Consider the following 14,217-nt stretch of genomic DNA (forward strand, 5'->3'; position numbering starts at 1 on the left):
CTTTATAATTGAACTTGCAATTTGGATAAATGTGCTGAAGACTTGAGCAAAAACGAAAATGAATTATTCTACAAAACAAATTTTTCTTGATGTCCTTTACATGGGAGCTGGAATTATAAAGTTTCTTTTGAAAAAGGGACCAACAAGTGCGCTCTAATACTCAGCTACTGGTCATTATTCTGACTAGCTTTTTACTAACAGCATGCGGTGGCGATAAAACAACAAAAGAAGTCGCAACTGTTCCTGATCAGTCTGGTTTGATTATTTCTGTCGAAAATGGCGTATCAGCTGAATTCGCACAAGGCGATGTCACACTTAATGCAATAAGTAACACAGTCACAACAGACACTACATTTACTTACACTGAGACGAGCGCTTCAAGCACGGATATAGAGCAAGGTATTGTCTCGAGTATTCATACCTTTCGCCCTAATAACCTGATATTTGCTGAGCCATTAAGTTTAGCGATTAAATTACCAGATGAACAAACCAACCTTGCTTTTAGCATAGTTCAGTTAGTCGATGAGCAATGGCAAACTCTCAGTACAGAACAAAGCAATGATGGATTTGCAGTCAGTGCTATTACAGGATTTGGTAGCTTTGCTTTAATGTCGCGCACAATTCCTCCAGTTAGTAAAATCATTGGCGAGCAATGTAATGACAACGCCAGTAACCAAACAGTGCGCTTTATTCATGTTGCTGATTTACACGCGCGTTTTGGCTTTAAAGAGCAATTATTCAGCCGTATTCGCAGTTACTACGACAATGCAAAACTTGAAAACCCCAACACCTTATTCACCAATGGCGGTGACGATTATGAAAAAGGCACCGTAGCTGAACAAACATCACAAGGGTTAGCCACTGTTGAAGCAATAAAAGCGATGGCTTTTGACGTACGTGTGATTGGTAACCACGACTATGCGTGGGGACCTGAGCAACTGTTGGACTTTGCCGATGACGATAATGCCATCGTGCTTTCAAGTAACACCGAATATGATGGTAGCAGCGAGACGCCGTTTGCCGGTGTCGATTTTTCGGTTGTCCAAGTAGGTTGCCTACGTATCGGCTTTTTTGGCATGACTTCAGTGCCTTGGAATGAACTCGATGAACCAGTTGAAGACGAGCCAATTCCTGATTTTATCGCTAATTTCAAAATGAATTGGCAGTGGCAAGAACTGGCTGAGCTGATTGTTAACCAATACCGTCAAGATGTTGATTACATGGTCATGGTGAGTCACTTAGGTGAAGGCACTGACACCCGAATTGCACAAAATGTTACGGGAATTGATTTAGTGCTTGGTGGGCATACCCATGGCGGTGAAAGTTATCAAACCTTAGATAATGGCAGTATTGTTATTCAGCCAAACTTTTTTGCACAAGGGCTAACGGATCTTACCTTAACCTTCAACCTTGAAGACAAGACACTTGCGGATGTTGATTACAATACAGTTCCTACCGCCAACATTACGACCCTAGATGAAAGCACTAAAACCGCCATCGATGAAATCATGGGACGTTATGCTCCAGACGCAAACACCGAAATTGCCGTTTCAGAAAACTACCCCACTGCAGAAGAACTCACCACGATTACAGCCAAAGCAACTATGCAGCAGTTCCCTGTTATTGATGCCGCCTTACTTGATGCAAGCCAAGTACAAGATCGTTGGCTACCGGGTACATTAACCCAAGAAGATTTTCATGCCGCGTTTAAGGTTGAACGCCAACCATCGAATACCCCGGGCTTTAATTCAATTTATCAAGTTAAGGCAACTGGCAGCCAGTTGAAAAGCATGCTCGAAAGCCAGCCTGAATGGGTATCTTTAGTGCCAGATAGCATTGATGATGCAAGCACTTACCTCGTTGCTCTATTTAAAGGCCCAGCGCTAAATAGCGAATTGTTCTTCCCTGCTCTGCCAAACTTAGAAGCACAATTGGTCGCTGAAAGTTGGTGGCTGCTTGATAACTACGCGCGAGCACGCACTAGCCAATGTTTATATATCGATACCGATAACATGCTTAATGCCTGTAAAGCAGATGATGCGGTCACAGTATGGAATTTTAACAACCCTGAGCAAGGCTTTAGCAGTGACTTTGGCCCTGCAACACTCAGCTTTTATGACCCTGAAGACAAAAATTGGGGGCCAGAAGATAGCAAATTTGCCACCACCACTGAGCTTGAAATTGCTGATTTACCAAGTGGCTCCTCTGGCGTGCTCGCTTTTGCTCGCCATAGCCCAACGCAAGGCTTAACCTTAGCGGCTAATAGTGCTCCAAACGGTGATTACCAAACTGAAGGGCTTATCGCTGATTACACCTTAGTGATGGATATTATGTGGCCAGAACAAAGCACCAATGAGTGGCGCTCATTACTACAAACCGATATCACTAACAGCGATGACGCAGACCTTTACGTTAGCCGAGATAACGCCATCGGCATTGCCACCAGTGACAGTGGTTACTTTGGCGAGCTTACAGCAAACAGCTGGCACCGTATTGCTTTTGTGTTTTATGCAGCTCCAAACAACGGGGCACTAAAAATTTATCTTGATGGAGAGCTGATTGGTATTAAATATGAAGGTGAAATCAATGAACGCTGGGCAATCAGCGATGCGGCCTTACTTTTAACCGATAATGACTACGAAACTAAGCCGGGTTACTTAAACGCCTTGTTATTTGCTGGTCGTGCAATGACAGATGCTGAAATCGCTAATATGGGTGCTGCACAGCAACAACTTAATTTTACGCAATCAACCCGTACCTTAAACCAAGTGGTTGAACGTCATTATCAAGCTGCACCACAAATTATGAATAATCCTTGGTTAAAACAGCGCAACAAGTTTTTTAACAAAGAACGCCAATTCTTACATTAATGTAATTATAAAAACTAGAATTAGAAAGCATTTAGATTTTTCATTTTACCTAGAATAGGTATTTTTATCTTTTAAAAAATTGATCACTAATCAGCAGGATAGACAGCCTCATATTTAGCTAAAATCATGACTTTATAAAAGAGGTGTCTTCTCGAAAGTTTAAGGATTCATTCAGATTGATCAATCTATCAATCAATTTAATCGAACCGTTATCAAATTACACAAAGCCTGAGCGGTTGAGGAAAGTTATTTCTAAACCGATTAATGCTAACAGTGAATATCAGGCCTTGGCTGAGGTTGAACAAATATCTTTGTGTTGACCTATCTTTATTCATACTCAGTAATTTAATAATATTCTGTATCAATGACCTAATAGAAGCATTACGTCAAACACTCTGTAACCAGCCCTTAAATAGCATTCCGTTTAAATACCTGATCTAATTAAGGCTATATAGAGTCACTTTTTAATAACATTGAGCCCATACATATTTGAACAATAGTTAGCGTTTTATCGAAAAGTAGCAAACATCACCAAGCGCCTTAACACGATAAATGTGTTTCTAGCTATATGGGCCATTGGCTGGACAGTTTAGACTGCTAACCTATTCAAGGGCACCCTTCAAGATTGCGACAAGGTAAACAACTGTTTAAACTTATAAAGCAAAGAGCGCAGACCTCAAGGTGGTCATCTTACCAGGGAAGATATCAATTATAACGTTAAAAATTAAATTCAGTGTTCTCATCCACTTAAGTTATGACTATAAAATACTAAATATACTTGATTTTTGTTGGGTAACACGCCGCTCTAAACACCCAAAAAGATTTTAAAAATCTTCCAACTATAAACTATTCTTCACACACTAAAGCATTTCCTCTAGACCTTATCAACGAATGGTTTAAATACTAAGCACGATTTGTTGCGGCATGTCCAGCCATAGGCCAAATACAAGTTTTATAAGTTCATTCGTAAATAAGCCTTAGATTTAAAACACGACACCATTTGGGAGGCATGCTGTTGTGATTATAGATTTAGGAGGTTAGAACACATATGATATTAAGGCAGAATTAAAAAACTGACCCAAATAAGGCCCACGCTTATTTAATAGAACCTAATCCAATAATGCAAGAATATGGCTGGATACAACAACATTGTTTATCTAAGGTAATGTTGTAGAGCTATATGGAAATCGTTGATGAAGTTTCAAAGGCATAGAATCACTTTATTTCAATACCAGTTTAGTGAAGAATAAGTTCAATCGAAAACTAAATTAACCTTATGTGGGATAGTATTAAGCGACCATAGTTGAACTTAGGTTTTATAAGCAAATTGTTAAATCACTTAAAAAAATTGGTATTGTGCGTAGGAAAAGTTTAACTCTAAGCTGTAGTAGCTCATATCTGATCTTACAGCTTAGGAGAATTAGTTTAGACTTTACCTGACAAGCAGCTATGAATGTTCAAGAGACGGTCGAGCTAACTCATTTTTGGACAAAAATGAGTTAGAGTATTTAATCAGTAACGCCTGCATTTGCGGCTGGCTTGGAGCGCAGCGGAAAACCAGTCCTGCAACATGCGCTTGTTAGGGCTTTGGTGGACGTTTAGCTGCATGATCTATGACACATATGTTTATAAATTGACGTCCTAGCTGAGTTACTTGAGCCCCTCTACGCTGTATTTGACATTGTTGATTAGGTAAATTATTCAACTGCTGTTTAATGGATTCGATGGTTGGATGGCTTTCAAGTTGGTCATAAACGTTAGGTGCTGTGTATTCGAAAAATGTTGGTATCTCTATTAACCCTAGTCTGGATAGATTATCCAAATAGCTAGGGGTCAAATTCGCATTTTCGCAGCCGGCTTCTTCACCCAAAGTGGAGAATGATTTCAATATGTCTCTTCCTCCTCTTTTGCCTGCCTCTGTAGATTCCTGCCTAACATCTAGTAAAGGGAATGGACGATGATGTGTAAAAAGCTTTAGTAGCTTTGCTTCATCTGGTGTTATCTGTTTCAGGATTTCTACAAAACCTGGGTGGGCCCTTGCGCTCGTCATTGAGTCCATCGAGGCCGCGAGTAAATTTGCATATAGCTCTCTTAAAGATTCTTCATGTCCGGTGTAACGTAAAGATTCCAGAGCTGGACCTGCAACATTAGGCTTTGGAGTAACAATTTCTTCTTCGGGTGTGTTTTGTAGCTTTTCAGATACTTTGGATGATACAAATTCTTCAATTTGTTCGTAACCCCAAACTAATCCCTTAACTGGAGCAAGGGCAACATTGACTGTTTTTGCTACTGTTCCTAGAGCCTTACCTATTTCTTTGGCCGCTGGCTGTATGGCATCTTCATAAACAGGAACAGCTTTGGCAAGACCAGTAACTGCATTGATCGTACCTTCGACATTTCCTTCTTTTGATTTATCTTCGTCAGTCATTTCAACTCCATTTTGTAGTAGCCCTAACATGTTTATAGCGAGCTAATCGCGCGTTTTTCTACCACAGCGTAGCTCGTTTTTCTTATTAGATTATTTTTAACAAACTTGTTAACTAATTACCAGTGTTATTAAAATTTAGGAGTTCTCGCTTTTACCTCAGGATAAAAACGAGCGATTGGGTCGTTTTCTTGACTATACGAGCGACTGAGCTAAAACTGTATATATATGGCGCTGATCCGTTTTTGTGTTGTTAATCTACAATTTGATGTAAAAACGGACTCTATATAGAGTCCGTTTACCTAGACTAAAAAATAAATTGGTATAGAAACCCTGCGCTAATAGCCATTGATAAAATTACAATAAGAAATGCCCAGATCATCTTGTTTTTGAAGATTGATTTAAGCAAGATAACTTCTGTCAAGCTTGCTCCAGCACTACCTATGATTAATGCCATAACCGCACCAAGTCCCATCCCTTTAGCTGCTAATGCGGCACTTAGAGGAATTACTGCTTCAGCTCTTATGTATAATGGAATACCGATAACTGCGGCAAATGGAATAGCAAATGGGTTATTCTCACTAGCAACATTTGCTACAAACTCTGTTGGCATAAAACCATAGATAAGTGAACCTATTGCAATACCACCGATCAAATAAGGCAATACTTTTGTAAAGTCGCTCCAAGTGCTTTTCCAGATTTTTACCCATTTGCTTTCAGGCTTTGATTTGCTTCCACAAGTCGCCCCACATCCCTTTTTTTCAGGCTCAACATAAGCTTCTGGCTTCACGTACTTTTCAAACCCTAGTTTTTCTAGCATTACTCCTGCAACAATTGATACCCCCATCGCTATCGCAAAGTAAAATAGCGTGACTTTTATTCCAAAAGTAACAGCGAATAAGCCAATAATAATTGGGTTAAGTAGAGGACTTGCGAACAAGAAAACCATCATCGTACCAAATCCCGCCTTGGCACGAAGAAGTCCTTTCAAGAAAGGAATGGTAGAGCAAGAGCAAAATGGCGTTATTGCACCAAGCAAACTTGCGACAAAGTACCCTTTGCCATTTTTACTGCTTAATATGCTCTGTATTTTTGTTGGAGGAATATACTCCTGTAGAACACCAACGATATAACTAATCGCCAAAAAAAGTAACGTTAGCTCTACGGCTAAAAAGCCAAACATATTTAAGGTATCAAAAACCATTGCTTCAGTTATATTCATAATTTAAAACTCACATTTCTAGCAATATGGAAATGATAAGTTGAAACACTGGACGCGTCAAGACATTTCTAGTAATATCGAAATATATTAGGAGATAGTTAATGATAAGAACTGAAGAGATAGCCAAAGCTTTTAAAGAGTTGGGTCATGCAACTAGATTGATGGTATTTAAGAGACTTGTAAAAGCAGGTGAAAAAGGCGTTAGTGTAGGCATATTAAAAGATGAGTTAGATATTCCAAATTCAACATTATCACACCACATTTCCAGCCTTGTTTCAGCAGGGTTAATAAAGCAAAAGAGAGATGGAAGGGTTTTATACTGTTCGGTTGAGTATGACAAACTACTCTCTGTGATCTCATTCTTACAAGATGAGTGTTGCATTGAAGATACTAAATAATTAAAGAATCTCGAATGAGGTGAGGATGATATGATCAAATGGTATCACAGTGCCAAGTTGATCCAACTATCATCACCTTGCGCTTGATTCATTTGCCTAAACCATGCGATGTAATTATCAAGATAGTCCGTTCCAACGCCATTAAATTGTCTAAGCCACTGTTTCCAACGCATCATCCAATTGTTGAGCGTTTGAATGTGGTAGATTCCATCTATAACTCGTTGATTATCAACTGCTATAAGTCGCTTATGATCAAGCTCAAAAGGCAAGCTCTTGACGATTGTTTGATACGACAAATTGCCGTCAGTACACAAGACACTCTCAGGTGTTAAGACAGGTGCTAATGACCTCTCTAACTCTTCCCTAGTATTCCTTTGTAAAACGCAATGAGTGAAAGCACCGTTGCGATCTAATGCAAGAAGAACGGGTACTTTAGGTATTTCATTACTTTTAACTCCACGCTTACGTGGTGGCCTTTCCAACTGGCGCTTACCTTTAAAAGATTCATTGATAAAGGTCTCATCAGCTTCAATAATACCGTGAAGCTCCGAAGGTTTACTCTCTCTTGGCTTAGATAATAATTGATGTCGCCACCGCCATGCAGTTTTGACATTAATACCTAGTTCACTTGCCGCTTCTCTAATCTTTGCGGTAAACCACATCCCCTCAGAATACTGATGCCACTTATCTTGTTTCTTCATTCCAGATAATGGTGTACCTGTAAGCGAATTAAATGTCCGAGCGCAAGCTTTACATTTTTGTCTCTGCTGCCCTCGTGCTGTCGTTCCGTATTTAGTGAATTCGTGGCTAGCACAATGAGCGCACTCAGCCACACCTTCCTCATGAACGGCTATAGCTTTACCAACATGGTTTGATGAAATCATATTTTCGATATGCTGTCGGAGACGCTTCAATTGAACAAAAGTTAACTCTTCTAAATTGGCTTGAAGATTGGCAAATCTGGGAATTGTTCATAAGGCGCTCCTGAGGTCTATTCATCACAATAAGTATAGACTACCAACACAGAAATGGATCAGCGCCATATATACAGCTTCATTTCAAAGGAATGAAAACTCGCTCTCCTTATTTAAACTACATTGCAGACTATATGCTCACTCGTCAGTATTCATTAAGAACAATTAACGCTTATTTAGGTTGAATCGCAAAATTTATTCACTTTCACAACAAACGTCACCCAAGCTCAATGGGAGATGCAGAAGTCAAAGCGTTTTTAGACCATATTGTATTAAAACGTAATATGTCACCTAGAACACAAAGTGCAGCTTTAAATGCGCTCGCTTTTTTATATAAACATATTGTCAAAAATGAGCTTTCTTTAAACTTGAATTTTGCACGAAGTAATCGACAACCCAAGCTGCCTGTAGTGATGACGCCTGATGAAGTAAAGCAATTGATGAGTCATCTTTCCAAGCGATATTACTTAATCACGGGGTTAATGTATGGAAGTGGTTTGCGTGTGATGGAAGCGGTGCAATTGCGAGTAAAGGACATTAATTTTGATTATAAATGCATTCAAATTTGGAACGGAAAAGGCAACAAGCATCGTATAGTTACTCTTGCAACGGAGTTGATCCCACTACTTAGAAATCAAATTTTGCAAGTTGAAGAATATTTAAGATTAGATTTACAAAGCGAGCGATACGCAGGTGTGTGGATGCCTAACGCTTTAACTCGTAAATATCCCTCAGCTAATAAATCACTAGCGTGGCAATACTTATTTCCTTCCTACAAATTAAGTGATGCCCCAGAAACTGGCGAGATAAGTCGCCACCATTTCCACCCTACATGTGTTAGAAAAGCGATTAAAAAAGCATTAAAGCAAACCAATAATACAAAGGTTATTACGCCTCATACCTTGCGCCATACATTTGCAACGCACCTATTGCAAAGTGGCGCCGATATTCGTACCGTTCAAGCACAATTGGGCCATTCTGATGTCAAAACCACACAGATTAACACCCATGTTTTACAACAAGGAGCAAACGGTGTTGTAAGCCCATTAAGCAAAGTTTTCTAGCTATTATTAAAGATGCGTTAACTTATCATTCAATGTGTAGGGCTTGGACCGTTTCTTGATTGCTCAAAGCAGCAGTTAGAGCATTTAACCTAACTTATTTTGGGGCAAAGGATTTTTACTGCCATGCCTTCCATTGATTGATATTACACGACTCTAGTGTAAGTTTGTCCGTCTAAAACTCTCAGGACTTGCCCAACATCCTTTGCACCTATGCGACTATAAATTTCCTCTGCCGTATATTCATTGGCTAGTTGACGGATTGCGCGAACCTGTTCCGCCGACAATCTACCCTCTCTGCCGCAGATCTGTGCGATAGCCCAATCATTATCTCGCCATTTCTCAGCAACCCGGCGCTGGTAAACCTTTGCGAGGGTGCTCTTTAAACCATTTACTCAGAATTGGATCTCGCTGATCCGGATTTGGCACAACCGATTTAGCAATTAGCCCGTTCTCTCGTAGGTATCGTAGCCCCGATTTACCCTCTGGGATCATGTTGAGTCGGCGTTCATCCTGCCAGTGACCTTCAACTAGAAACTCCTCTGCTTCATACAATGCATCGATGTTATCTGTTATGTTCATCACCTTATGATTCACATAAGAGATACCACCATTCTGACTCTCTTCCCGAAATTTACGATGGAATAGCAAGGGACTCCCATTTTTGATAGCTCTTTGATGTTCGGCCCAACGCTTCTGCCAACTCCGCGTTGTAACACCAACATAAAAGTATCCGTCGTTCGGATATGAATTACCGCGCCCGAAGATATGTTGGTACAACACGTATGATGTTAAAGGGCAATGTTGAGGTGTTAACAAGTAGTGTGCAGGAATTGTAAACAATAAACTTGGCCGAATAATTTTGCTTTCATCTATCGACAATATCCCCTTCCGAGCCGCTTCTATAAGCAGTGTATCTGTTACTAAATCAACGCTGATTAAAGGCACCATGACAAGTTCATCATCTTCAAGCACTTTGCCAGATTCAAATTCATTTTGTGTCGAAACGGCACGGTGCCCTTTCTGTAAATATTCAAACTTAGCAATAAAACCAGGGGCATCCCCTACAAAGATCAGTTTTAAAACAGGAATATATTGATCCCGCTTACACCTAATTACACCCTCAGGCTTTTTTGCTGCATTAAACCAAAAATTGCCGTAGTCAGACTGAGTGAATCGATTAAGCAATCTTTCTACTTCTTTATGGCGCTTAACTAGTGCTTTAGGGACTAAATGTTCCCACCATAGCTTGCTAATCTTCGCACTTCCTTGCATAGTTTTATCACCTTAGTAGCATATTCTAAAATATGGTCTTAACTTGTCAGTGCCAAAGTTCACATCATAGAACACTTCTGGCACGAAATGGGGCATAAATAATTTATACCAAAAAGGTTGCTTTTGGCACAAACAGGCTATTTACTGTAAGATTTGATTCAACTCTAAAATTCGAGTTTGGCAGATAAAGTTAAGACTTATTCATCTAAACCCATCTAAATTGTCTCAATCAACTAATGTACTGGCATTTATTGTAGGCTATATGAAGGTGGTGGATGGGTTAGGAAGTATTACCAAAGTAATAATATATGCTTTTGTGGTGGATAAAAACAGTTCATTGAATGGGCTCTAATGTGTCAGATCTTGTTTGAACTAATACATCTAATGAAATCTGGATCATTTAGCACCAAACAAAATACAGTATCATTAAAATATTCAAACTCGGCTAGCATTACCTTGTTAGAGAGCTTATATCCTATCTCTAACCAGAATAGTAAGATTACAAAAGCTTATTCATAATTGGCATCTATAACTGGCCATGACAAACTTGAAATTTCATCGTGATTAAAATAAAGCTTTGTTCCATCACTTTTCAAAATGTAGCTTTCCAAAGATATTGGGTCTGTTCTTAATGTACCTTTGATATGACATTCAACTGATGTACAGCCTCGTAAAACTAATGTTATATTTGGGGTACCATCACTGAGAAGAGCAACAACCCTATTTGTGACGTAGGTATGCAAAAGATAAATTATACCTATAACAGCTATCACCATATTCCCAAAGCTTCTAAGTTCCCTAGATTCCGCCATATTTCGCCTACATTGTATTAATATAACTCGCCTATTTTTCTAAGCGTACTTTAAATGAGTACTCTCTTTGCAATCTTCAATAAAAAGGCCTTAACAAATCATATATTTGTTAAGGCGCTTTGACACAACAACTTAATCATACATGAGTATTAAACCCACCAGCTAATTTTTAATTACTTCATTGCCTGGGTAACCGCATATGGCGTAGCAACCAACTTCAAATCTTCACCTATTTTGTATCGCATTTTATCAAGATCATCATTGAGCTTATCCAGTGATTCGATATATGGTTTAGCAACGGCCCCTTTTAGTGATACACCTACAGATGAATTTGACTTGATGTTATGAAGCACTTCCTGAAGTACCGTTATTATTTGCTGAGCTACAGCTTCCTGAGCTGTTAATGATAATGTCTTTGCAGCCAACCGAGGGTTTTTTAAAGCGCTAACTAACTCTGAAGCATTTAAATCTGCAATAGCTTGTAGTGCTATTTCATCTTCCGTCTGAGCTACATTCAGTCTTTTATCAATTTTGGCAACGAGCTTTTCTGCTATATCATCAAAAATGTACTTCAAGCCTCTGCTTGAGATAGTTTTTTCGATAGGGTTTAAGCAATTTGGATCTGTGCTTTCACACTTCATTACTCTAATTGAGCCTGCATCAGACTCTTCGAAAATATCTCTTAATGAGACAGTTGCAGGTTTAGTTATTACATCAATCCCGGTATCGGTCGAGCTTGTGCTTCCAGACTTTCTAGAAATTGTTGTACCGGTTAACGACATGATCAGGTCTTTTAAGTTTGCACCACCCAAACCTGAGATTGAGGAATGGGTATAAGCACTGACATTTGCATTCACTAGAATATGATGAGCTGTATTAACTTCTACTTCGACACCGTTTTTTTCTGCTTTAACAGCTGTATTATCTGTATCGCCTTTCGTAGCGTTTGCCTCACCTCTATCTGTTAACCAACCTGAAGCATCATTTGCGAGCCCCTCTAAAGCACCAAACTGCACTGAGCTCTTGAAAGTATCGACTGCATTTGTGCCGTCATCTAATTTCAGATCTCCCAAATATCCAACAGCCTTTTCGCAGCCATTAGCTGTCATTTGATTAAATTCATCAAGTTTTGTTTGAAGGTCTGACATTAACTTACTACATGAGGGACAAACTGAAGTTAAAGCCAAGTTAAAGGCGTATGATGGTACACCTTGTGCAATCGCCCTTCCCATTTGCACTAATTGGTCGGAGTTTATTAAGCTAAAGCTTCCAGCAAAAAAATCGATGCCACCACAGCCTCCAGATATTTTCGGAGGTTGAAAATTAATGACATTAGCTCTTACCCCTTTTACTCTGTAAGAAGCCCCACCAAAACTAATACCGTTTCTTGTTGGTGTACTGAATGAAGTCGCAGTTGTCGTTTGAAATGTTACAGCTTCAGTAAAGACATCTTCCATCACAGTTGAAGCATGAATTGATGGAGACAAAGCGCTAAGTGCAATTAGCACTGTTAATTTATTAATTTTAAACATTACTGAGCCTTTGATGTAGTTGAAAGGTTAATCTCATTAAGCCGTTTTCTGAGTAGGTCAGATAGAATTGAAGGGTTGTCTTCTAACTTTTGCTTTTCAACTACTAAAGGCTCCTTTGACACAAGAATGTCTTTTACTTCTTGTGTTTTAACGAATTGCTCCTCACTAATGAGGTTCATCCGTTTTGCTGCATATAGTGCTCTTTGAACAAGTTCACTACCTGATGCCATGCCATATTTAATTGTTTGAAAGTGCTGACCATCATTTGAGACAAGCATTGTTGTAGGGGTAATGTTCACTTGAAACTTTCGAGACAAAGTCATATTAGGGTCGATCACATGCTTAACTCCCGGGAACTCTTTATCTAAAAGAATGCCATCCATTGAGATTGCTAACACATCAACCCCCATTATCTTAGCCAAGGACTCCATCGCAGGAAATTGTTGGTGACAATACGGGCAGTCAGAACGATAGAACATCCACAGCCCTGCTTTATCAAATAAAGAATTGAACACTTTGGCTTTATCTTTATTTGTTTTTACTTTATGAGCAAATAACGCATTACTTGAATTTGGTCGGCGGTTACTTTCAGAAAGTTGCTCTTCAAACATAAAAAATTCTTTTGTTTGATCGCTAAATGCATTCGCTTTGTCGATAGCTAAACGTTGTGCGTAATAATAGTTTGAGATGTTCTCTGTACTAGGGTCATCAATAGCTGTATTGAGTAATTTAGGAAGGTTTTCTTTCAACCACGCTGAATTAATTTCAACCATTTCTGGTTGTTTCTTATCATTTGGCTGTGCAGAAGGAGGTTGCGCCTTTGGAACTTCTCGCTTTTCCTCATCTACAAGCTCAGGATCTTCGTAAAAGTGCCATCCTCTACTAGGCTTTTCTGTTCCAGAAACCGGTGAGCTTTTAGCAGACACAAAGCCAGCATTCGTAAGTCCCAATGATACAATTGTTAAACTTAAATAGAATCTCATTCCTTTCAACCTACGAAATATTAGCTACTTTCGTGTGTTGTACTCGAACTGATTGCTCTTGAACGAAATGATGGATATTTACTTTTTTAAGTTTGATTGTTTTCACTGATTTTGGATTAACACCACAACGGCACCAAGGACAAGAAGAAGTGAAGCTTTGGGTTGTTCTTAAATAAAAGCGACCACATGAGCATCTATTGGGGTATAAGTCCTGCTTAGAAATTCCACAAAACAATGAATTTACTTGATTAATGTCAATTGGGTCGACCAAATCTTGGAAGCGCTTATTAAAGCTTATACAAACATTAACAAGCATATCTGCAAAAACATTATCATTATCAAAATCAAAATTAGGGTACAGAGCTTTAGCTTCACTAAATAGCAGATTCGCTATCAAAAAGCCTTCGCGGTTTGAATCAACCCATCCATAACCAACTGAATTTGCAATTTTCTTGAACTCAAATGGCTTAGAAGAAATAGTGTCTACTTCCCTTTTTATTTCTTTATAGCGTCCAATTTTGATATAAGGAAAGAGCTCTGCAACAAGAGCGGGTCTTGCATTAAGAGACATCAGCGTAACAATCAGTGAAATGTCTCTTGTTATATTATATGAAACACTTCTACCATCCACTAAACCTATGAGTTCTGAACTAATTGCATTCATA

At 39.1% G+C, this 14,217-nt stretch carries 11 protein-coding genes; 3 read left to right on the forward strand and 8 right to left on the reverse strand.

The features are described 5' to 3' along the window. Positions 1-146 precede the first annotated feature (146 nt). Positions 147-2,870, forward strand: coding sequence for a metallophosphoesterase (locus tag D0907_RS19950; RefSeq protein WP_118845339.1), 2,724 nt, complete (start codon positions 147-149; stop codon positions 2,868-2,870). A 1,579-nt stretch (positions 2,871-4,449) separates the two neighbouring features. Here the strand turns inward: D0907_RS19950 and D0907_RS19960 are convergent. Beyond that, positions 4,450-5,298: a DUF4393 domain-containing protein gene (locus D0907_RS19960; RefSeq protein ID WP_118845344.1), complete on the reverse strand. Its 849-nt coding sequence runs from the start codon at positions 5,296-5,298 to the stop codon at positions 4,450-4,452. Positions 5,299-5,602: 304 nt separating this feature from the next. Further along, a complete protein-coding gene (locus tag D0907_RS19965; protein WP_425274525.1) occupies positions 5,603-6,517 on the reverse strand; it encodes a permease in 915 nt (304 codons plus the stop codon). Positions 6,518-6,618: 101 nt separating this feature from the next. On the opposite strand from D0907_RS19965, the gene D0907_RS19970 reads away from it, so the two are divergent. Beyond that, a complete protein-coding gene (locus D0907_RS19970; RefSeq protein ID WP_425274526.1) occupies positions 6,619-6,915 on the forward strand; it encodes an ArsR/SmtB family transcription factor in 297 nt (98 codons plus the stop codon). A gap of 44 nt (positions 6,916-6,959) precedes the next feature. Here D0907_RS19970 and D0907_RS19975 read toward each other — a convergent pair whose 3' ends face one another. After that, on the reverse strand, positions 6,960-7,799 hold the full coding sequence (locus D0907_RS19975; protein WP_118845349.1) for an IS1595 family transposase: 840 nt from the start codon (positions 7,797-7,799) through the stop codon (positions 6,960-6,962). A gap of 275 nt (positions 7,800-8,074) precedes the next feature. Here D0907_RS19975 and D0907_RS19980 point away from each other — a divergent pair, with 275 nt between their 5' ends. Then, a complete protein-coding gene (locus D0907_RS19980; protein WP_341868793.1) occupies positions 8,075-8,953 on the forward strand; it encodes an integron integrase in 879 nt (292 codons plus the stop codon). Positions 8,954-9,292: 339 nt separating this feature from the next. Here D0907_RS19980 and D0907_RS19985 read toward each other — a convergent pair whose 3' ends face one another. The 5 genes from D0907_RS19985 to D0907_RS20005 form a co-directional block, all read right to left on the reverse strand. Continuing rightward, positions 9,293-10,225: a GIY-YIG nuclease family protein gene (locus D0907_RS19985; protein WP_244223181.1), complete on the reverse strand. Its 933-nt coding sequence runs from the start codon at positions 10,223-10,225 to the stop codon at positions 9,293-9,295. A gap of 509 nt (positions 10,226-10,734) precedes the next feature. Further along, positions 10,735-11,037, reverse strand: coding sequence for a hypothetical protein (locus D0907_RS19990; protein WP_118845352.1), 303 nt, complete (start codon positions 11,035-11,037; stop codon positions 10,735-10,737). 173 nt (positions 11,038-11,210) lie between these two features. Beyond that, positions 11,211-12,569, reverse strand: a complete 1,359-nt coding sequence (locus D0907_RS19995; protein WP_118845355.1) for a conjugal transfer protein TraH — start codon at positions 12,567-12,569, stop codon at positions 11,211-11,213. Beyond that, entirely contained in the window at positions 12,569-13,552 is a 984-nt protein-coding gene (traF, locus tag D0907_RS20000; RefSeq protein ID WP_118845357.1) for a conjugal transfer protein TraF, read from the reverse strand. The genes D0907_RS19995 and traF overlap by 1 nt, the downstream gene beginning before the upstream one ends. 10 nt (positions 13,553-13,562) lie before the next feature. Continuing rightward, entirely contained in the window at positions 13,563-14,216 is a 654-nt protein-coding gene (locus D0907_RS20005; RefSeq protein WP_118845359.1) for a hypothetical protein, read from the reverse strand. Position 14,217 lies beyond the last annotated feature (1 nt).

The organism is Pseudoalteromonas lipolytica, from assembly GCF_003515105.1.
GTDB classification, from domain to species: domain Bacteria; phylum Pseudomonadota; class Gammaproteobacteria; order Enterobacterales; family Alteromonadaceae; genus Pseudoalteromonas; species Pseudoalteromonas lipolytica.

Coding starts and splice junctions, on each gene's coding strand:
- D0907_RS19985 (WP_244223181.1), bottom strand. CDS start 10,225: ATGCAAGGAAGTGCGAAGATTAGCAAGCTATGGTGGGAACATTTAGTC.
- traF (WP_118845357.1), bottom strand. CDS start 13,552: ATGAGATTCTATTTAAGTTTAACAATTGTATCATTGGGACTTACGAAT.
- D0907_RS19995 (WP_118845355.1), bottom strand. CDS start 12,569: ATGTTTAAAATTAATAAATTAACAGTGCTAATTGCACTTAGCGCTTTG.
- D0907_RS19990 (WP_118845352.1), bottom strand. CDS start 11,037: ATGGCGGAATCTAGGGAACTTAGAAGCTTTGGGAATATGGTGATAGCT.
- D0907_RS20005 (WP_118845359.1), bottom strand. CDS start 14,216: ATGAATGCAATTAGTTCAGAACTCATAGGTTTAGTGGATGGTAGAAGT.
- D0907_RS19960 (WP_118845344.1), bottom strand. CDS start 5,298: ATGACTGACGAAGATAAATCAAAAGAAGGAAATGTCGAAGGTACGATC.
- D0907_RS19975 (WP_118845349.1), bottom strand. CDS start 7,799: ATGATTTCATCAAACCATGTTGGTAAAGCTATAGCCGTTCATGAGGAA.
- D0907_RS19970 (WP_425274526.1), top strand. CDS start 6,619: ATGATAAGAACTGAAGAGATAGCCAAAGCTTTTAAAGAGTTGGGTCAT.
- D0907_RS19965 (WP_425274525.1), bottom strand. CDS start 6,517: ATGAATATAACTGAAGCAATGGTTTTTGATACCTTAAATATGTTTGGC.